At 46.1% G+C, this 18,824-nt stretch carries 19 protein-coding genes; 12 read left to right on the forward strand and 7 right to left on the reverse strand.

Features of this window, described 5'->3' with window-relative positions; genetic code table 11:
• Nucleotides 1–18 precede the first annotated feature (18 nt).
• Nucleotides 19–213, reverse strand: coding sequence for a 50S ribosomal protein L32 (gene rpmF / locus ABQ275_RS04960; RefSeq protein ID WP_143307284.1), 195 nt, complete (start codon nucleotides 211–213; stop codon nucleotides 19–21).
• Between the two features lie 12 nt (nucleotides 214–225).
• Nucleotides 226–768, reverse strand: a complete 543-nt coding sequence (locus tag ABQ275_RS04965) for a DUF177 domain-containing protein (protein ID WP_349317167.1) — start codon at nucleotides 766–768, stop codon at nucleotides 226–228.
• A 247-nt stretch (nucleotides 769–1,015) separates the two neighbouring features.
• Between ABQ275_RS04965 and ABQ275_RS04970 the strand changes: the two genes are divergently transcribed.
• A complete protein-coding gene (locus ABQ275_RS04970) occupies nucleotides 1,016–3,433 on the forward strand; it encodes a PAS domain S-box protein (protein ID WP_349317168.1) in 2,418 nt (805 codons plus the stop codon).
• On the opposite strand, the gene ABQ275_RS04975 is transcribed toward ABQ275_RS04970, so the two are convergent.
• Entirely contained in the window at nucleotides 3,434–4,312 is an 879-nt protein-coding gene (locus ABQ275_RS04975; protein ID WP_349317169.1) for a fructosamine kinase family protein, read from the reverse strand.
• Nucleotides 4,313–4,326: 14 nt separating this feature from the next.
• Here ABQ275_RS04975 and ABQ275_RS04980 point away from each other — a divergent pair, with 14 nt between their 5' ends.
• Complete coding sequence (locus ABQ275_RS04980) at nucleotides 4,327–5,412, forward strand: DUF3810 domain-containing protein (protein ID WP_349317170.1); 1,086 nt, start codon at nucleotides 4,327–4,329, stop codon at nucleotides 5,410–5,412.
• Here the strand turns inward: ABQ275_RS04980 and ABQ275_RS04985 are convergent.
• The gene (locus ABQ275_RS04985; protein WP_349317171.1) at nucleotides 5,409–6,356 is read right to left on the reverse strand and encodes an arginase; all 948 of its coding nucleotides are present in this window, start codon (nucleotides 6,354–6,356) and stop codon (nucleotides 5,409–5,411) included. The two genes, ABQ275_RS04980 and ABQ275_RS04985, sit on opposite strands and share 4 nt — an antisense overlap.
• A gap of 252 nt (nucleotides 6,357–6,608) precedes the next feature.
• Between ABQ275_RS04985 and ABQ275_RS04990 the strand changes: the two genes are divergently transcribed.
• The 4 genes from ABQ275_RS04990 (at nucleotide 6,609) to ABQ275_RS05005 (ending at nucleotide 10,606) form a co-directional block, all read left to right on the forward strand.
• A complete protein-coding gene (locus ABQ275_RS04990; protein WP_349317172.1) occupies nucleotides 6,609–7,748 on the forward strand; it encodes an acyl-CoA dehydrogenase in 1,140 nt (379 codons plus the stop codon).
• A gap of 45 nt (nucleotides 7,749–7,793) precedes the next feature.
• Entirely contained in the window at nucleotides 7,794–8,486 is a 693-nt protein-coding gene (locus tag ABQ275_RS04995) for a YggS family pyridoxal phosphate-dependent enzyme (protein WP_349317173.1), read from the forward strand.
• Nucleotides 8,487–8,531: 45 nt separating this feature from the next.
• Nucleotides 8,532–9,776 carry a TlpA disulfide reductase family protein gene (locus ABQ275_RS05000; protein ID WP_349317174.1) on the forward strand — a complete coding sequence of 415 codons (1,245 nt, stop codon included), beginning with the start codon at nucleotides 8,532–8,534 and terminating at the stop codon, nucleotides 9,774–9,776.
• A 527-nt stretch (nucleotides 9,777–10,303) separates the two neighbouring features.
• Nucleotides 10,304–10,606, forward strand: coding sequence for a YtxH domain-containing protein (locus ABQ275_RS05005; protein WP_349317175.1), 303 nt, complete (start codon nucleotides 10,304–10,306; stop codon nucleotides 10,604–10,606).
• Between the two features lie 91 nt (nucleotides 10,607–10,697).
• Here the strand turns inward: ABQ275_RS05005 and ABQ275_RS05010 are convergent, their stop codons facing one another.
• The gene (locus ABQ275_RS05010) at nucleotides 10,698–11,420 is read right to left on the reverse strand and encodes an SRPBCC family protein (protein ID WP_349317176.1); all 723 of its coding nucleotides are present in this window, start codon (nucleotides 11,418–11,420) and stop codon (nucleotides 10,698–10,700) included.
• Between the two features lie 276 nt (nucleotides 11,421–11,696).
• Between ABQ275_RS05010 and ABQ275_RS05015 the strand changes: the two genes are divergently transcribed.
• Entirely contained in the window at nucleotides 11,697–12,545 is an 849-nt protein-coding gene (locus ABQ275_RS05015; RefSeq protein WP_349317177.1) for a DUF1080 domain-containing protein, read from the forward strand.
• 255 nt (nucleotides 12,546–12,800) lie between these two features.
• Nucleotides 12,801–13,367 (forward strand): hypothetical protein, encoded by a 567-nt coding sequence (locus tag ABQ275_RS05020; RefSeq protein WP_349317178.1) that lies wholly within the window; start codon nucleotides 12,801–12,803, stop codon nucleotides 13,365–13,367.
• Between the two features lie 62 nt (nucleotides 13,368–13,429).
• On the opposite strand, the gene ABQ275_RS05025 is transcribed toward ABQ275_RS05020, so the two are convergent.
• A complete protein-coding gene (locus tag ABQ275_RS05025; RefSeq protein ID WP_349317179.1) occupies nucleotides 13,430–15,175 on the reverse strand; it encodes a DUF885 domain-containing protein in 1,746 nt (581 codons plus the stop codon).
• Between the two features lie 32 nt (nucleotides 15,176–15,207).
• The gene (gene dcd / locus ABQ275_RS05030) at nucleotides 15,208–15,744 is read right to left on the reverse strand and encodes a dCTP deaminase (protein WP_349317180.1); all 537 of its coding nucleotides are present in this window, start codon (nucleotides 15,742–15,744) and stop codon (nucleotides 15,208–15,210) included.
• 99 nt (nucleotides 15,745–15,843) lie between these two features.
• Between dcd and ABQ275_RS05035 the strand changes: the two genes are divergently transcribed.
• The 4 genes from ABQ275_RS05035 to ABQ275_RS05050 are packed head-to-tail and all read left to right on the forward strand — an operon-like array spanning nucleotide 15,844 to nucleotide 18,818.
• Nucleotides 15,844–16,464: a 4'-phosphopantetheinyl transferase superfamily protein gene (locus ABQ275_RS05035; RefSeq protein WP_349317181.1), complete on the forward strand. Its 621-nt coding sequence runs from the start codon at nucleotides 15,844–15,846 to the stop codon at nucleotides 16,462–16,464.
• A gap of 33 nt (nucleotides 16,465–16,497) precedes the next feature.
• Nucleotides 16,498–17,001: a shikimate kinase gene (locus tag ABQ275_RS05040; protein WP_349317182.1), complete on the forward strand. Its 504-nt coding sequence runs from the start codon at nucleotides 16,498–16,500 to the stop codon at nucleotides 16,999–17,001.
• Entirely contained in the window at nucleotides 16,994–17,386 is a 393-nt protein-coding gene (locus ABQ275_RS05045) for a DUF423 domain-containing protein (RefSeq protein ID WP_349317183.1), read from the forward strand. The genes ABQ275_RS05040 and ABQ275_RS05045 overlap by 8 nt, the downstream gene beginning before the upstream one ends.
• A 13-nt stretch (nucleotides 17,387–17,399) precedes the next feature.
• Nucleotides 17,400–18,818, forward strand: coding sequence for an alpha/beta fold hydrolase (locus tag ABQ275_RS05050; protein WP_349317184.1), 1,419 nt, complete (start codon nucleotides 17,400–17,402; stop codon nucleotides 18,816–18,818).
• Nucleotides 18,819–18,824: the final 6 nt, after the last annotated feature.

Consider the following 18,824-nt stretch of genomic DNA (forward strand, 5'->3'; position numbering starts at 1 on the left):
TAAAAATAGTAAAATAAATTATTTAGCGTTGCTCTGTTTTTCCAACACTACTTTCCCTTTGTAGTACAGTTTGTTTTCCACCCAATGAGCGCGGTGTCTCAGGTGCACTTCTCCGGTTGCACTGTCTGTGCTTAATGTATCCGCTACCGCCTTATAATGCGTTCTTCTCTTTGCTGATCTTTGCTGAGAATGTCTGCGTTTAGGATTTGGCATTTTATTTAATTTTTAATTGTCCTTAAATTTATCCAATCCTTTCCAGATTGGGTTATCGTTTTCTTTAGTCTGCTGGTTCATTCGTTCCAGCATTTCAATCACCTTTGGGTTACATCCGCTGCTGCCATCGGCATTGTCTGGATGTATACGTTGCATTGGAATACTCAGCAGAATAAATTCGTATATCCAGTTGGCCACACTCAGGTGACTTTCTGTTTTTGAAATGTACGCTACATCCGGATTTTCATCCTCGCTGTTGAGTTCATCCGGATTATCTACCAGCTTAACTATCTGGTCAAATTCATCCCACAACTGCATGTCGAAGGGCTCTCCGCACCGGTCACATGTTACTGTAACCTTTCCGCCTATCTCAAATTTCAACAGGAAAAAATTATTCTTCTTGTCTAAATTGAGCTTCACTGTTGCCGCACAATCGTTGAAATCCTGCGGCCCTTCATAGTTATCAAAGAAACTATCCCCGATTTCATACTGAAATGAATGCACCCCTGGTGTTAATCCTACAAAGGCAATATCAAATTCTCGGAGTGGTTTCATATCAATAATATCCTCACTTTTAGAGGGATGCAAAGGTAATTAAATATTTGCAATTGCAAAAATTTCATAAATTTGTTCACATCGATAATCAAATTATATATATTTATATAATAAAATATCTGCCATACTGCTGTAGAAGTAGCAGGCGTGAGGCGCAAAGGTAATCAATTCAACTTTTATCTCATACCTGTTTTTAGAAAGACGTTAGAAAATTAGAAAACCCTTAGTCCCCTATTCCATCAAAAAGATGACAGTCATAGGAAAGAATGCAAGGAAAATTGTTACTCCTGATGAAGCTGGTATGCTGGAAAATGGCGCCCCGGACATATTTTCATTGCCCATCACCAGCTGGCTCAACAATACGAGCGCAGGTATTCTCATCACAGATGAAAAATACCGTACCCGCTGGGTAAATGATGTTTTTCTCCAATACCTCGCCCAACCATTCCCGGAAAAACCGACATATAGCGAACTTATCCGTTTTGTCAAACCCCTCACCGCTGAACAGGAATTGTTCGTGGAAAGAATGAAAACGCTCAGGAAAGAGAAAAAGCCTTATTTCGGCTGGGAATTGCCCTTTAAGGATGGAAGGGTATGGGAAGTAACCTATATGCCCGTTTTTGCCGGCGAAACTTTCAAAGGCAGTATCTGGCAACTGGTAGACGTGACCCGCCGCCATCATATGCAGGAAGCTATCAGAAGAAATGAAGAAACATTCCGGGTAATCCTCAACAATCTCAACGCCGCCATGTGCGAAACAGATGTGCATGGAAATATTACCCGCGTTTATGAAAGCTTCTGCCGCCTGTCCGGTTATAATGAAGAAGAATTAATAGGGAGAAATATTACAGACGTCTTTGTTCCGGAAGAAAACCGGCAATACGCCCACGCCCTCCGCAAACGACGCATGGACGAAAACGTTCCGCTCCTGTACGATATGGAAATAAGGCTGAAAGACGGCTCCCGCAGATGGGTGCTCGCCAGCTCGGCCAACGTGTTTGACCATAACGGCAAAATCATTGGTGGCGCCGGCCTCCACATGGATATTACCGGGCAGAAAATGCTACAGAAAGAACTCGAAGAAGCCCGCCGCCTCGCGGAAGAAGCCCGGCACGCACAAAAAGACTTTCTGGCCAGCATGAGCCACGAAATACGTACCCCCCTGAACGCGATTATCGGGATGGCCCATCTCCTCGATGAAACCAACCTGGACAAACAGCAAAAGGAATACGTCAACATCCTCAAACACTCTTCCGGCATCCTGCTGGGCATCGTCAGCGATATACTTGATATTTCACGGATTGAAGCCGGTGAACTACAGATCAATCAACGCGAATTTAACCCGCGGGAACTCATTCAGTCGTTAAGACAAACATTCGAACTGAAACTGGGCCGCAAACCGGTGAAAATTACCGTTGAACTGGATGCCAACCTCAATACCTGGCTGATTGGCGATGATGTTTTGCTGAACCAGATCCTGCTTAACCTGTTGGGGAATGCAGAGAAATTCACAGAAGAAGGGGAAATAGCCCTCAAAGCCGTACAGGAAAGCTGGCAGGATAACAAACTCTGGATCCGCTTCCACGTATGCGATACCGGAATCGGAATCAAAAAGGATAAACTGGAACTCATCTTCGGCGACTATAAACAGGCAGCAGGCGATATCCGCCAGAATTATGGCGGCAGCGGCCTGGGACTGGCCATCGTAAAGCGGCTGGTGGAACTGCAGGGCGGTACCATCCAGGTGGAAGAAACGCCCGGATTCGCTACCTGTTTCAGCTTCAACCTGCCCTTTATGGACAGCCGGAAACCACTGTCAGCAGGAGGGAAGCAACACCGGAAACTTAAACAACGTACATTTGAAGCAGCCCGCGTGCTGGTAGTGGAAGACAATCCGATGAACCTCCGCTACATGATGAGCCTGCTCGAAAAATATAAGATCAACTACCAGCTGGCTACCAATGGGCCAGATGCCACCTGGTTCCTGGAATCACGGCAATACGACTTAATCCTCATGGACATCCGCATTCCCGGGATGAACGGCCTGGAACTGGCACAAAAAATAAGAGCTGATGAGGAGCAGCCCAACGTGGCCACACCAATTATCGCCACCACCGCCGTTGCTATGGAAAGTACCGCCAGCACAGTCAGGGCTGCCGGCATAACCGATGTCCTGATAAAACCATACACACCCGATCAGCTCTTACAGATTTTTAATAAATATCTCAACGAAGAAGAAACAGAACTACTAATGGAAGAAGTACAGAATGTCAGCGGATATGAATTTCATCCTGAGTTGGATGTAAAATACCTTACCGCCCTCTATGAGAGCAATATCTCCTATGCAGCCGACTTATTTGAAATTTTTGTTAAGACGATCAGGGATGAAGTTGAAAAGTTAAGGGTAGTTTTCATGAACCAGGACTGGGATAAAGTGAAATTCCTGGTACATAAGCTCAAACCGAATTTCGCCATGGTTGGTCTCACCTGGATCAGCAATAAAATGCAGACCCTGGAAAATGAACTGCGTACCGGCCAGCCACAGGACATGGATATCATCATGTCCTTGTTTAGCGAAATAACTGCTGATGTAGATAAATTCTATCCCCTGGTAGCAACAGAATATAAAAGGATGCGTGAATTTACCGATGCTGCCGGTCAATAATCAATACGCCTGCAATACTTCCCGGACACTATTGTAGTAATTGCCGCCAAATAAAACCATATGTACCAGCAATGGATATAACTGGCAGATGCCTATCCGCTGTTGCCATCCCGGCGCCAGCGGATAGGCAGCCTGATAAGCATAATAAAAACGGGTGTCGAAACCGCCAAAAAGCCGCGTCATTGCCAGGTCCATCTCCCGGTTACCATAATATACCGCAGGGTCAAACACACAGGCCTTCCCGTGCGCACCAATCATAAAATTGCCCGACCACAGATCTCCATGCAGCAATGCCGGTACTTCAATCGGAAACAACTGCGGTAGCTGCTTGCAAAGCCGCTCTACCTGTTGCACCATACCTTTTTCAATAAGCTGCTGATCATAGGCCATCCTGGCCAAGGGTAACAACCGGTTAAAGGCATAGAACACCGGCCAGTTGCTATAGGGTGTATTGAATTGTTTTAAAGAACCGATATAATTGGAGGCAGGACTGCCAAAATGAGGCTGGCTATTGCGATGTTGCCGCGCCAGCGAAGCGGCGAAGTCTTCCCAGAAATTATTCACGGCATTTCCTTTTACCACATACTCCATCGCCAGGTAGGCTTTGCCCTGCACCGTGCCGTAAGCCAGGGGCCTGGGTATCATCAAAGCCTGGGCGGACCGCAGGAGTTCAAGACCTGCATATTCCTGCGAAAACATATCAGGATAACGGATACCGTCATTCAACTTCAGGAAATAATAACCTTCATTGGTGGCTATACGAAATGTTTGGTTAATATCGCCACCGTGCACACTTTTTGCCTCATTAATCTGTATTTTCACTTTTAATTGTCCGGAAAGTGCCGCGCTCAGTTGTTGTTGTAAAATTTCATCTATCATGTTTCGCCGCTTATATGGAAACGAAAGCCAAAATTAAAAAGAAGATTATCCGTATTGTACTAACACTTGCGGCTATACTGTTGTTGAAAGGATTATTCGCCTGGAGCACTCGCTTCATCGATTTCTACTTCCATAGGTGGTATAACTGGAGTAGTGTGGCATTTCGTCAGGTAACAGGTATAGTGCCATTCAGTGTTGGCGACGTAATATATATTGCCTGGATTGTAACCATTGTATTTTTTCTGTTAAAACTATGTTATAAACTGATTCGCTTCTCCTGGGCAGATGCCGGCCTGTTGCTGCTGAGGGGTGTTCATTTCATTTTTAAACTGTACCTGGCATTCCTGATCCTTTGGGGATTCAACTACGAGCGCAACGCCCCCCTCTTTGATACCGGCCTCGTTACCGGCAGTTTTAGCACCCGGCAACTTTACCAGTTATCCGATACCCTGCTGCAACTTGTCAACAAAGAGAAGGCCAATCTCGGTGATACTATCCTGGCTACTGTTCCGGATAGCACGGGAACTCCGCTGTTTAAAAAAGCGGTAACAGCCTACGCTGCTGCTGCCGTCAAATGGCCTGCTTTCCGTTACCAGGTGCCCAGTATAAAACCTGCTATGTTTGGTGAATGGCTCAACTACCCCGGCGTTACCGGCTATCTCAACCCGTTTACCGGCGAAGCCCAGGTAAATACTACCGCTCCCCCCGTATTGCAGCCTTTTGTGATCTGTCATGAAATAGCCCATCAGCTGGGATATGCGCCGGAAGAAGATGCCAATTTTGTAGGATACCTCGCCGCTACCAGTATTCCGGATAGCCATTTCCGTTATGCCGCCAACTTTGATATGTTTTTGTACAGTGTTCGCCAGCTGGCATACCGCGATACTACGCTGGCCAAAGAAATGTGGAGCAGGGCGGTACCCGGTGTAAAAACAGATTACAAGAACATCATCGCGTTCTATGAACAGTATACCGGTAAAGTAGAAGATTATTCCGCTGTGTTGTACGACAGGTATCTGAAAGCCAACAAACAGGATAAGGGTATCCGCAGTTATAGCGAAGTAACCGGCTGGCTGATCGCCTATTTCAAAATCCGCTAGTTCATCATCAGCACATTCACACTGCGTTGCAGAATATTAAAGGCAATTTCTGCCATCAGGTTTTCACGGTCCAGCGTAGGGTTTACTTCGGTGATCTCAAAACAACAGATCTTCCGGTGCTGCATAAACTTGGCGATCAGGTCTTCTGCCTCCCGCTCCCGCAACCCATTGCTGACGGGCGTTCCCGTACCTTTTGAGATAGAGGCGTCCAGGCTGTCCACATCAAAAGAAACATAGATATACTCACAGTCACTGAGATAGCGGAACACGGAACGCGAAATATTCTCCGGCCCTTTACGGCGTACTTCACTGGTGGTGATCACCTTCATGCCGTAATGTTTGATCAGATGCTCTTCTTCTTTCTCATAATCTCTCAGGGAGATGAACACAATATCTTCCGGAAGTACCTTGGGGGCTATTTTGCCGATATGTTTTAATTCATTCCACATTTTGGCGGTATTCGCATCCAGCTCATGTACTTTGCAATCCATGTTATCTTCTGCAATAGCCGTAGCCAGCGGCATACCATGCATATTACCGGAAGGAGTAGTGTAAGGGGTATGCAGATCCGCGTGGGCATCTATCCATATTACACCCAGTTTGGCTTTGGGGTGCGCCATCTTCAAACCCGCAATCGTAGCACCGGCGGTACTGTGGTCGCCCGACAGCAATACGGGAAACCAGTTGTTTTTCACGGTTTCATATACACTCTTGCTGATGCGCTCATACATATTGAGGGTGCCCTTGATCCTTTTGGCGTAGGGTGATTCAATGGGCTCAAACAATAATTTATTCTCTGTTTCAATGGATTCGGTGGGGAAATGCACGAAAAAGTTGCTCATGAAATCCAGCGCCGCAATTTTGATAGCGTCTACACCGAGGCTCGCGCCACGGGTGCCTGCACCTATCTCCGATTTGACTTCAATAATTTTAATATTCTTCATAAATACTGAATCTGCTTCCTGTATAGCAAGCTACAGGATTTTGGGAGAACACCCAAAGCAGCTGCACCCATAATGATGAAAAAATATTATATAATGTATAGAGCAAATCCAATACAGTAGCGTTATTATAGCGATTTGTTCAATAATTGCCGGGTTATGGTTGACAACGTTGAATTTTAAGCCGGGTATTTTTTTAGGTGCTTATTTATAAATAATTTGGATCTGTCACAGTTAAATAAAACAACAAAAACCATGGACTATCAACTTACGGAAGAGCACCTGATGATACAAAAGGCTGCACGTGATTTCGCCATAACGGAACTGTTGCCGGGTGTGATAGAACGGGATGAGCACCAGAAATTCCCGACAGAACAGATAAAGAAACTTGGTGAACTCGGTTTCCTGGGCATGATGGTAGACCCCAAATACGGGGGAGCCGGCCTGGATACTATTTCTTATGTGCTGGCAATGGAAGAAATATCAAAAATAGATGCTTCTGCCTCCGTTGTCATGAGTGTGAATAATTCATTGGTATGCTGGGGCCTTGAAACTTACGGTACGGAAGAGCAGAAACAAAAGTACCTCGTACCACTGGCAACAGGAGAAGTACTGGGCGCTTTCCTGTTAAGCGAGCCGGAAGCCGGTTCTGACGCCACTTCCCAGCGCACCCTCTCAGAAGATAAAGGAGATCATTACCTGGTAAACGGTACCAAAAACTGGATCACCAACGGTAACTCTGCCAGTATCTACCTGGTGATCACCCAAACCCATCCCGAAAAGGGCAGCAAAGGTATTAACGCCCTGATTGTGGAAAAGAACAGTCCCGGTATTACCGTGGGCGCCAAGGAAAATAAGCTGGGCATCCGTGGCAGCGATACGCACAGCATCATGTTCCAGGACGTGAAAGTGCCCAAAGAGAACCGGATTGGAGAAGATGGTTTCGGTTTTAAATTCGCCATGAAAACACTGGCCGGTGGCCGTATCGGCATCGCATCCCAGGCATTGGGTATTGCCAGCGGCGCCTACGAGCTGGCCCTGAAATACTCGAAGGAAAGAAAGGCCTTCGGCAAAGAAATTGCCCAGCACCAGGCCATCCAGTTCAAACTGGCCGACATGGCTACCCGCATAGAAGCTTCCCGGCTCCTATGCCTGAAAGCCGCCTGGGAAAAGGATCAGCAGATTGACTACACCCTGAGTGGCTCTATGGCTAAAGTATTTGCCTCTGAAACCGCCATGTGGGTAGCCACCGAAGCAGTACAGGTACACGGCGGCTACGGCTACGTAAAAGAATACCATGTAGAACGCCTCATGCGCGACGCCAAGATCACGCAGATCTATGAAGGGACTTCCGAAGTACAACGGATCGTCATCAGCCGCGCAATACTGGGATAATGAATATGCGGAGGCTACCTCCGCATATTTCTTTATTTTTGCGCCATGTCAATAAACATTACCTCTTATAAGGAGGTCCTGACCAAATTATTACCATATCACGCGAAACTGGTGGCTGTTTCAAAAACAAAACCTGTTGAAGATATAACAGCGTTTTATGCAGCCGGGCAAAGGATCTTCGGAGAAAACTACGTACAGGAACTGGCAGATAAGCAGGCCGTATTACCGGCAGATATTGAATGGCATTTTATTGGCCATCTGCAATCCAATAAAGTAAAATATATAGCGCCTTTTGTACATACCATTCATGCGGTGGATAGTGTAAAGCTGTTGGCGGAAATCAATAAGCAGGCAGCAAAGCACGGGCGCAGTATCCATTGTTTGTTGCAGGTACATATTGCAGCAGAAGAAACCAAATTTGGTATGGACCAGCAGGAGCTACAGCAATTGTTGGACACATACATGGCTAACCCGGCAGATTTTTCACAGGTACACATCGCCGGTATGATGGGGATGGCCACCAATACCACCAACGAAACACAGATCCGGCAGGAGTTTCACCAGCTTCACCAGTTGTTTGGGTCTGTTAAATCTACCTATTTTAATACATCAGACTATTTTAAGGAATTGTCAATCGGTATGAGCGCGGATTATACCCTGGCCCTGGAAGAGGGGAGTACCATGGTGCGTATCGGCAGCCTGCTCTTTGGCGAAAGGAACTATAATGGGACGAAATAGTACACGCGTACTTTTTATCCATCACTTTTTTTAATATATATGTTTATGAAGAAATTATGGATTTGTTGCCTCGTAGGGCTTGGCATGGCTGCCTGCAACACGGGTAACACAAAAAAAGAACTGGTAAACGGCGTATGGCAGGCAAAGTTGCATCGCGCAGATGGGGCTGACATCGTGTTTAACTTTGAAGTAAAAGACTCCCTCGGCAAAAAAGTACTGTATGTAATCAATGCAACAGATAAATTACTGGTAGATGATGTGAAGGTGGCAGGAGATTCCCTCTTCATTAAAATGCCTTTCTTTGATTCCGAGTTTAAAGCAAAATTCACCACCGGCGAAGCAGTAGAAGGACAATGGATCAGGCACCTGGCCGACAAAGATGTATCGATACCATTTACCGCGAAAGCCAATACAGCAGACCGTTTTGTGTTAAGCACCCCTTCAGTGCAAAATGTAACCGGCCGTTGGGTAGCACGCTTCGCCTCCGGAGGTGATAAAGCGCCTATGGAAGCGATAGGTGAATTTAAACAAACCGGGGATATTGTACACGGCACCTTCCTCACCACCACAGGCGATTACCGTTTCCTGGACGGCATCGTGGACGGTGATACCCTGCGCATGTCTACTTTCGATGGCTCACATGCCTATCTCTTTACCGCCCTCGTAAACAAAGACAGCATCACCAACGGTAAGTTCTATGCCGGCATCGGCGACCACACGGAAAACTGGACAGCGGTGAAAAATGATTCGGCTAAACTACCCGATGAAAGAACACTGGCTACCATGAAGCCCGGTCAGCAGCAGCTGGACTTTACCTTCCCCGACATGGATGGCAATAAAGTAAGTATCAAAGACGACCGCTTCAAGGATAAAGTAGTCATCATCACCCTCATGGGCTCCTGGTGTCCTAACTGTATGGACGAAACGGACTTCCTGAGCGAATGGTACAAAAAGAACAGGGATCGTGGCGTAGAAGTAATCGGGCTGGCTTACGAACGTACCACAGATTTCGAAAAGTCTAAGAAAAGCCTCACCGGCTTCCTCAGTCGCTTCGATGTGCAATATCCGGTGCTTATCACGGGCGTTACCCCTTCAGATCCGCAAAAAGCAGAGAAATCACTGCCACAGCTTACCGGTATCAAAGGTTTCCCCACTACCATCTTTATTGATAGGAAAGGAAATGTAAGCGAAGTACACACCGGCTTCTCCGGACCCGGCACCGGTGGACACTACGAACGGTTTAAAGCCGACTTTGAACGTTTGACCAACAACCTATTGATCGCAAAATAAAATGGATTCCTAATAGGATCGGTCCCCGTAACGGGACCGGACTACCATTATCATCCACCACCATCCGGGGTTAAAACCCCGGCTACCGATATGATGCCCTCCGGGGCATCTTGCGTTTTGTTGCGCTTTCCGACAAAGAAAAGCCGGAATTAGCCTGGGTGGGAAATAAGCATGAAATCGGTCTGAATCCTTACTGGTAGGGAACATTAGGTGTATATCCGGACTTTTTAAATTTTTTTATTTTTTCATCTCTTTCAAAAAGTTTTGAAAAATAGAAGAACTTGACTATTTTACTGCTCCGTTTGACTTTATGAATTCCATCATCTAACACGCTTGTCACATCCACGCCGGAACAATGTCAATTCTGAGATTGTTCCGGATAGTTTCTTTCTCTATAATTTCTTCTCTCTTTTCATTAATCTTAACATTTATGGTGGCCGTCTGGCCTGATATTTGAAAATTCTGGTAACACGGCGCAATGAACCGCGTACAGATTTTTTTGTTAAACCATAAAAAATTTACAGATTATGTCTACTACCAAATTTTTAGCAGGTGCAATAGCCGGATTAACCACAGGAATTGTAATCGGCATGTTAACAGCTCCGGATAGTGGTGATCATACCCGCAAAAAGATCAAAGACACTGCAGACGGCTGGAAGGATAAGCTTAATGGACTGGTAGGACGTGGGAGTGAGGACCTGTCTGAATTAAAGGGCGTGTTTGAACACGAAATAGACGGTTTGCAGGAGGATGTGCGTGAACGTGTGCTTAAACTGATCAATAAAAGCCAGGGAACGTATAACAGGTTTAAAAGAGAAGCATTGTCATAATAAGAAACCGGTATTACATAGTTGTGGGTAGATATGCGCGAAGGTTTTCGTTCATGTCTACCCACAACTATGTAATACCAGTTTTATTCTTTTAACTGATAATCTCTCCTGTTTCCATATAATTCTTAAAACGCTTGATATCCCGGATGATCATATTTTCAAACGCAGGATTCAGTAACCAGGCAAGTCCGGTGCCTACATAGCCTGCAGGCGGACGGTAAGTGATCATTACATCTATTTCAGTATCCCCGTTCGGTGTATCCCTGAAAGTAACCCTGCCCGCTGTAGCAATAGAAGATCCGGGTAATGAACGCCAGCCGATCATTTCTCCCGGTATTTCTTTCACTATCTCCGCATCCCATTCCAGCGTACCGATGCCACCTGGCCCTTTTACAACCCAATGTGAATTAAAGGGGTCCAGCTCCTCTACCGACTGTAAATGTTTCATAAATACCGGCAGGTTATTCAGTTGCCGCCAGAAATAAAAAACTTCCTCCCTTGGATTATCAATGATCATAGAAGTTCTGATGTTGATGGCAGCCGAATGCCTGTCCGGTCTTCTTTTCCCGGTAAATCCGTTGATCAGGCAATTCCCTGAGATGCCACGATACAACAGGTACCCCGCACCAATAAGTTTTAAAAGGCTGGCAACAGGTCGCTTATCTACTTTGCTGATGGCACTGCCCAACAGCCATGCACCTGTAAAAATGGATACTATTCTACCCTCCGGAGTGACGTTTATTATGTTGGAACGCTCGTAAATCGCTCCGGCCATAGGATGTTCTTGATTACCATGTTCTGTTAAGGTATTCATATATACAGTTTGGGGAATGAACAGCTAAAATCCTGCACTTTTTTCGGAAAAAACATAAATCGCTAACTGTTAATATTTTATATATTAACAATCGGATTTTAGCCTTGTGGTGTGATGGATACGGTGCGTATTTTATTACACACTATTTGTAACCGGGAAGACCACGAAATATATGCCGGTAAATATAAATTTCATGATAAGTTTACCGGAGAAAGTAATCTCATCTTGCATATATCTTCCTGATAAACTATCTTAACCGGTCAAACAACAGAACATATGAAAAGAGTATTGACCGTGTTATTATTGCTGGCGGGTTTGCAGAGTTCAGCACAAAAGGAAATTGCCCCCAATAAATGGCTACAACTCTTTAACGGCAAAGACCTGCACGATTGGGACATCAAGATAACGGGACATGATCTGAATGATAACTTCGGCAATACTTTCAGCGTGCAAAATGGATTGCTGACAGTCAATTACGACAAATACGACCAGTTCAACGAACAATACGGCCACATCTTCTATAAAAAGAATTTTTCTGCTTACCTGGTCGTAGTAGAATACCGCTTTATCGGCGAACAGGTAAAAGGTGGCCCCGGATGGGCGTACCGCAACAGTGGCGTAATGTTGCATGGTCAGCGGGCAGCTACCATGACGAAGAACCAGGATTTCCCCATCTCCCTGGAAGAGCAGCTCCTGGGTGGCAATGGCAAAGATCCGCGCAGCACCGGTAACCTGTGTACACCTGGTACCAACGTAGTGATGAATGGAAAACTGATCACGGATCATTGTATCACCTCTACTTCCAAAACATACCATGGTGATCAGTGGGTACGCGTAGAAGCACTGGTATTACGCGACTCTGTAATAAAACATATTGTGGAAGGAGATACGGTAATTGTATACGAAAAGCCACAGATTGGTGGCGGAAACGTACTGCATGCTGATCCTGCTGTAAAACAGGATGGTAAGTTGCTGGCAGAAGGATCTATTTCTTTGCAGAGTGAAAGTCACCCCGTTCAGTTCAGAAAAGTAGAATTGTTCGATCTGTCGCCATATATCAATGATCCGGCAAAACTGAACAAGATCTTACACCTGCTTCAACACCGTAAAGGCACTAAAAAGTAGTTCAGCCGATATGTGATGATGAGGTCTCGGCGGCCGGGGCGGTCTGGGCGGGCGTCTGGGCGGCACACAGCTTCCGGCGATGATCACTAAACCGGTAATGGTGGCAAACAGGTATTTCCGTTTCATGATATACTGTTTATGCGTAAATAAATCAGGTGGATCGGGTGACTGCTACTACCAATTTACGGAAAAATGAAGATTCAAAACTAATTTTCAGCAGCTTTGGGTTACCTTTAGCCCCTCGAAAAAAACAGCATGGAAAATTGTACCCTCTATACTCATGAGGTAGATATGGGAAAGGTGCTGGCATGCATGCGTGCCCACTTCGGAACATCAGCTATACAAGTAACAGGACAGGATGGCAATTGGGATCGTATTACCACTGTTTCAGGGAAAAAGCTATTGCGGAAAGGCAATACGCTCACCATCACTTTCCGGCAACGCGCCATACCCGGCTACCAGCTGGAACAAAGTGACGAGCCTATTATCGCTAATCTGCATAAGATGTACCGTTTCGTACACCAGGTAACAGCGGAAAACGAGACACTGAAAGAACGCCTGCTCGAAAAAATTGCCACTGTCAATACGGAAATAGTGGTACTTGCAGCACCAGCTTTTAACGGGGATCTCCGTGCCGCTGTAATGGATATGGCCCAGGAACTGGACGCCATTTTCTTCTCAGAAGGTAATGTGATCTTTAAAACAGAAGTACAAGGCTTTTGGGATAAAAACGGGGCGCTGCTGCTGGATGTAAACGGTCATTCCACCGCTACCAATCTCGCCGTAGATATAGATGCTAAATACTATGAGGTAGATAATTAGAAATTGCTGATGTACGACGCAGCCATTTAAATTGCGGCATCGTACATCAGCAAATATTTTACTTATTTAAGCATCAGCTGCCTGATATATTTCACAGGCGCACTGCCATAGCTGAGGAATTTCCCGTTGAATGCTTTCAGGCTGTAATCCTTACCCATCTGCTGTTTGTACGCTTCGCGCAGGTCAATGATCTCTTTGTAACCGGTGAAATAGCTGGTTAACTGTACACTACTCACACTCACTCTTTTCCATTTGCCTGCTGCCTCTGCCTGTTGCTGGAAAGCTTCTTTCGTCAGTAAATGAATAGCATCTTCCTGGCTCATATTTTTTACATGTACGCTATAGTCCAGGATGGTATTACATACCGTGCGCAGGTTCCATTTGTACCACATGAGCCACATCTCCGGTTCATTATTACCATAACCATTTTCCAGCATCATCTGTTCGGTATATACCGCCCATCCTTCAATCATAGCGCCATTGCTCATGAGTGATTTGATCAGGCTGGGCGACTGGTTGGAATATACCAGCTGCGTATAGTGACCTGGAATCGCTTCATGAATGTTCAGGATCTGAAGGATGTAGTCGTTGTATTCACGGAGATAACTTTCTGCTTTATCTTTTGGCCAGCCTTCCAGGGTGCCTACATTGTAGTAGGTATTACCACCTTTATCATAGGGGCCGGGTGCACTGATGGAGGCGCCTGCCACACCAGCCATGTAGGCCGGCTCTTTGCGCACTATCAGCGGCTTGGAAGGGTCTATGTACAACAGGTCCTTTTCTTTGATGAAGGCAATCAGTGTGGGTAACTGCTTTTCAATCGTTGCCTGGAATGCTTCGGGTTTTACGTGGTTAACAGACAGAGTATCGATCATCCTGCCTATCAGCTCCAGCGAATCAGCGGGCATGGGCGTTTTTCCGAAATAGGTGGGCCACAACTCCCGGCTGATCTTTGTCATTTCGCCATGTACATACGCTTTACGCGCTATGGCAGAATCATAGATCTGTGCCGCCGTAAATGTTGACTGGATATCATAATTAAATTTCTGATCGTACAGTTGTTTGCCTAAGCGGAAGCTGCGCGGGTTGGCGGGTTTCAGCGTCTTCAACCAGTCGGCGTAGCCTTTGATGGCTTTGGCAGCTGTTTGTGCACGGGCTGTCATGGCCGTTTTTTCTGCTGCGGAGAAGCTGGTTTTTTGCAGGGAGTCGGCAAAGTCTTTTTCGAAAATAGACAAGCCGCCGTTGTTCTGATCTATAGCCAGCGAGGTAAGTTCCGGTACCGGGTCTTTTATCTGCGCTTTGGCTGCTTCGTAGTAGGCAGGTACGTTTTGTAACCTGCTGTATAAGCTGCGTAGCCTGGATTCCAGCGGCTCATAGTTTTCATTTAGTATAAATGCAAAAGTATTGCTTACGTTAAAAGAGGAGGGATCCCACTCGTTGCTTTTCAGGTCATGAATACTCCATTGCGCTCCTTTGAGATAGTTTTCTATCAGCTGGAAATCGATCTTGTAGGTATCACTGAGTTTGGCCGGGTCAAATGATTGCAGCGAGTCCAGGTGTTGCTGTATAAATGCCAGTCTTGTCTGGGTGGCGGCGCTGTCGGGTACAATGAGTACCGTATCATATTTGTGATAGCCTACGTTGGTAGCCCAATCAGGGTTTTCTTTCCAGAGATGATCGATGAACTGTTGCTCATAGTTACTGAATGCAGTGTTCAGTATACTGTCTGTCCCGCCGCTGCTGCTTTTACCGTTGTTACACGCGGTTATAGCAGCTGCCGCTACGGCACAAAGGAGTAGTTTTCTCATAACAGAAGTTGTTGTAATGGTTGTTGTACGCGTTAGAATTCGTTGCGCCACATCATACTCTCTACAGGCTTTATCGTACGGCCGTTGTATTTAGCATTTCCTTTTTTGTTGTATAGTATTTCCACTTCACCTTCTACCATAAAATAGATCAGCTGTCCGATCGGCATACCAGCGTATATGCGTACGGGTTGGGCGCAGGAGATTTCCAGTGTCCAGGTGTTGCAGAACCCTACGTCGCCTTTACCGGCGGTAGCGTGAATGTCTATGCCCAGGCGGCCGGTGCTTGACTTACCTTCCAGGAAGGGTACATGTGCATGTGTTTCTGTGTATTCTTCCGTTACACCGAGATAAAGCGTGCCCGGTTGTAATGCGAAACCGTCTTCAGGGATTTCGAAATGTTCTATCTCATTGTGTTTGCGCGCATCCAGCACACGATCTTTGTACGTGGCGAGGTACTTGCCCAGGTGTACATCGTACGAATTGGTGCCCAGATACTTCCGGTCGTAAGGCGCAATCACGATGGTGCCTTTTTCAATTTCCTCCAGTATCCGTTTGTCTGACAGAATCATGTTGAGTGGTTAGTTTGTTAGGTTTAAGAGCGTTTTAGTCAGCTGTTTTCAGCTTTTTAGCATGTTGCTTTCAGCTTTTTTGCTTTAATTTGGCAAGATATGCCATTAATACGTACCATACAAATTGATCCGGAAACGAGGCTGGGAGTGTGGAAGATAGAAGAACAGGAGGACTTTTTCCGGGCACGTGTAACCATCAGCCGGGACATTCACCACCTGCATAAACGACTACAGCATTTTGCAGGCAGGTACCTGCTGGTAACTTTGTTTCCCGCTTTCCCTATGCATGAGATCACCGTTACCAATTCCCGCAAACCTGTACTTACCTGCGACAGCTACCACTTTTCCATCTCTCATTGCGGGGATTATGTAGGGGCTATAGTAAGCACAAAAGCTGCGGTGGGTATAGATATTGAATTGGTGCAGGATAAAATAGAACGGGTGTCGCACAAGTTTCTGTCGCCGGCGGAGCGGTCATTTATTGACCCGCTACATTCGCTGCCGCATAAAACCATTTGCTGGAGCGCCAAAGAAGCGATGTTTAAATGGTATGGACTGGGAAGCGTTGATTTTAAAGAGAATATGCGCTTGCAGCCCTTCGTTTATCAGCAGGCTGGTTTTATTACCGCCGATTTTATGAAGCAGGATTCAAATACCCGGTTATATTTGCAATATATAATGGAAAACGATCTGTGCCTGGCATGGACGCATCCTGCGTGAGGAAAGAATTTATTACTAACTGTTGCGTTATTTATGAAAATATTTTTGCTGGGCTTTATGGGAGCCGGTAAATCCTATTGGGGCAAGCAGCTGGCCGATCATTGGCAGTTACCCTACTATGACCTGGATGAAGTAATTGTGTCGGCAGAGGAAATGGCTATCAGCGATATCTTTGCTACCAAAGGAGAAGATTATTTCCGGGAAAAGGAAAGTATGCTGCTCCGGGAATTATCCCGGCAGGAAAATTTCCTGATCTCCTGTGGCGGTGGTACGCCCTGTTTTCAGGATAATATGGACTTCATGAATGAGCGGGGTATTACGGTATGGATCAATCCTTCCCTGGAGGCCATGGTGGAAAGGCTGCAACGCAAAAAATACAAACGCCCGCTTATCCAGGACCTGGAAGATGAAGACCTGCTCAGTTTTGTAGAGAAGAAACTGGCGGAACGCCAACCTTTTTATCAGCAATCAAAGCACATAATTTCATCCGATAATATTTCATTGGATACCTTTACAAAAAATATTGAACATGCATAAAAGTTTTTTAGTATGGGCAGCGGTACTAGGCGCATTGGCAGTGGTTTTGGGCGCATTTGGCGCACATAAACTGAAGGAGCTGGTGCCTGCGGAAACCGTATCTACTTTTCAGACAGGCGTTACTTATCAGTTCTATCATGTATTTGCATTATTAGTTACCGGCATCCTCTTTGCTCATGTGCCGGGCAATCAGCTGCAATGGGCCGGACGATGCTTCATTACAGGTATCATCCTGTTCTCCGGATCACTGTATTTATTAACGATGTTGAAGATGACCGGCAACGTAGGTTTAAGAGGCGTTGGGATCATCACACCTATCGGTGGCGTATTTTTCATTGCCGGCTGGATTTGCCTGCTCCTGGGAGTTTTAAAAATTAAAGTATAAAGCGGAAATTCGTATGCATAAATGTTTTTGGGCGCTGTTGATAAGTGTTGGTATCTGCACCATGGCGTTGGCACAGGATAATAAAGAGATTGCCGGCAAATGGTATGGTGTAGCTAAATCTTATTACGGCGAAAAACAGCGCCTGACCATTGTGCTGGAGAAAGACGGAGAAGGATATAAAGGGGAGATGTTAAGCCCCGACCAGACCGAAGACGCGATTAGCTTTGACAACGTTGTATATCGTAAGGACACCCTGTTGTTGCGGATCGATGGGATCCGGTTTGCTTACGCAGGTGTATGGGACCCCGCAGCAAAACTATTCAAGGGCGTATTTACCTGGAACGGACAACGCAGCGATTTTAACCTGTCACGGAAAGAGACCAGGAAAGAAGACCTGTTTAAACGGCCACAGGAGCCGGTTCCACCTTACCCTTACTATACCGAAGACGTTACGTTTGATAATCAGAAAGATAGTGTTACCCTCGCGGCTACGTTTACCCGTCCGGCAACAATGGGCAGGTACCCGGTAGTAGTGATGATCAGTGGCTCCGGTCCGCAGGATCGCAATGAAGAAATGGCTTCGCATAAAACATTCCTCGTGCTGGCAGATTACCTGGCCCGCAACGGTGTTGCTTCGCTGCGGTATGACGACCGTGGTGTAGGCGCTTCTACCGGCTACTACGGGGATGCAGATGTATATGATTTTGCTGCGGACACTAAAGCTGCTGTAGCTTATCTCAAAACAAGAAAAGACGTAGATCCATACAGTATCGGGTTATTGGGCCACAGCGAAGGTGCTATTGTAGCGCAGATCGCGGCGGCAAACAATAAGTCGGTCGCTTTTGTAGTTTCAATGGCAGGGATGGGATTAACCGGCAGGGAGCTGGTAGACCAGCGACTCATTATAGATGCCAAAATGGCCGGTGAACCCGATAGTGTTGTTTCGGACCGGTTACACCACCTGAAGCCTTACTGGGATGCACTCGCCAGCGATACCAATATTACCGTGGCCAAAGCAAAGGCCGTAGAAGCATTGAGAGAAATATACCGTACTTCTCCTGACGATATTAAGAATGAAGTATCCGAAGAGGATTTTGTGAATAATGTGAATCTCAACCGTGAACTGTCTTCCGTGTTGCAATACAAGCCGCTGGAATACCTGAAGCAGATCAAATGTCCGTTCATGGCCATCAGCGGATCGAGAGACATGCAGGTGGATGCCACCACCAACTTAAACGCCATCGAACGCGCATTGCGGGAAAATGGGAATATGCACGTAACAATCCGTAAGTTTGATGGGCTGAATCATTTGTTCCAGCAGTGTAAAACATGCACAGTGGCGGAGTACGGCGAACTGGAACAAACCATTGATCCCAGGGTACCGGAATTTATTGCGCACTGGATTTTACAGTTGCCGCCAATGGCCCGGTAGCCCCAA

The sequence above is a fragment of the Chitinophaga sp. MM2321 genome, assembly GCF_964033635.1.
Classification (GTDB): Bacteria; Bacteroidota; Bacteroidia; order Chitinophagales; family Chitinophagaceae; genus Chitinophaga.

Excerpts from the sequence above, each read along its gene's own strand:
- rpmF (WP_143307284.1), bottom strand. The coding sequence starts at position 213 with ATGCCAAATCCTAAACGCAGACATTCTCAGCAAAGATCAGCAAAGAGA.
- ABQ275_RS04965 (WP_349317167.1), bottom strand. The coding sequence starts at position 768 with ATGAAACCACTCCGAGAATTTGATATTGCCTTTGTAGGATTAACACCA.
- ABQ275_RS04970 (WP_349317168.1), top strand. The coding sequence starts at position 1,016 with ATGACAGTCATAGGAAAGAATGCAAGGAAAATTGTTACTCCTGATGAA.
- ABQ275_RS04975 (WP_349317169.1), bottom strand. The coding sequence starts at position 4,312 with ATGATAGATGAAATTTTACAACAACAACTGAGCGCGGCACTTTCCGGA.
- ABQ275_RS04980 (WP_349317170.1), top strand. The coding sequence starts at position 4,327 with ATGGAAACGAAAGCCAAAATTAAAAAGAAGATTATCCGTATTGTACTA.
- ABQ275_RS04985 (WP_349317171.1), bottom strand. The coding sequence starts at position 6,356 with ATGAAGAATATTAAAATTATTGAAGTCAAATCGGAGATAGGTGCAGGC.
- ABQ275_RS04990 (WP_349317172.1), top strand. The coding sequence starts at position 6,609 with ATGGACTATCAACTTACGGAAGAGCACCTGATGATACAAAAGGCTGCA.
- ABQ275_RS04995 (WP_349317173.1), top strand. The coding sequence starts at position 7,794 with ATGTCAATAAACATTACCTCTTATAAGGAGGTCCTGACCAAATTATTA.
- ABQ275_RS05000 (WP_349317174.1), top strand. The coding sequence starts at position 8,532 with ATGAAGAAATTATGGATTTGTTGCCTCGTAGGGCTTGGCATGGCTGCC.
- ABQ275_RS05005 (WP_349317175.1), top strand. The coding sequence starts at position 10,304 with ATGTCTACTACCAAATTTTTAGCAGGTGCAATAGCCGGATTAACCACA.
- ABQ275_RS05010 (WP_349317176.1), bottom strand. The coding sequence starts at position 11,420 with ATGAATACCTTAACAGAACATGGTAATCAAGAACATCCTATGGCCGGA.
- ABQ275_RS05015 (WP_349317177.1), top strand. The coding sequence starts at position 11,697 with ATGAAAAGAGTATTGACCGTGTTATTATTGCTGGCGGGTTTGCAGAGT.
- ABQ275_RS05020 (WP_349317178.1), top strand. The coding sequence starts at position 12,801 with ATGGAAAATTGTACCCTCTATACTCATGAGGTAGATATGGGAAAGGTG.
- ABQ275_RS05025 (WP_349317179.1), bottom strand. The coding sequence starts at position 15,175 with ATGAGAAAACTACTCCTTTGTGCCGTAGCGGCAGCTGCTATAACCGCG.
- dcd (WP_349317180.1), bottom strand. The coding sequence starts at position 15,744 with ATGATTCTGTCAGACAAACGGATACTGGAGGAAATTGAAAAAGGCACC.
- ABQ275_RS05035 (WP_349317181.1), top strand. The coding sequence starts at position 15,844 with ATGCCATTAATACGTACCATACAAATTGATCCGGAAACGAGGCTGGGA.
- ABQ275_RS05040 (WP_349317182.1), top strand. The coding sequence starts at position 16,498 with ATGAAAATATTTTTGCTGGGCTTTATGGGAGCCGGTAAATCCTATTGG.
- ABQ275_RS05045 (WP_349317183.1), top strand. The coding sequence starts at position 16,994 with ATGCATAAAAGTTTTTTAGTATGGGCAGCGGTACTAGGCGCATTGGCA.
- ABQ275_RS05050 (WP_349317184.1), top strand. The coding sequence starts at position 17,400 with ATGCATAAATGTTTTTGGGCGCTGTTGATAAGTGTTGGTATCTGCACC.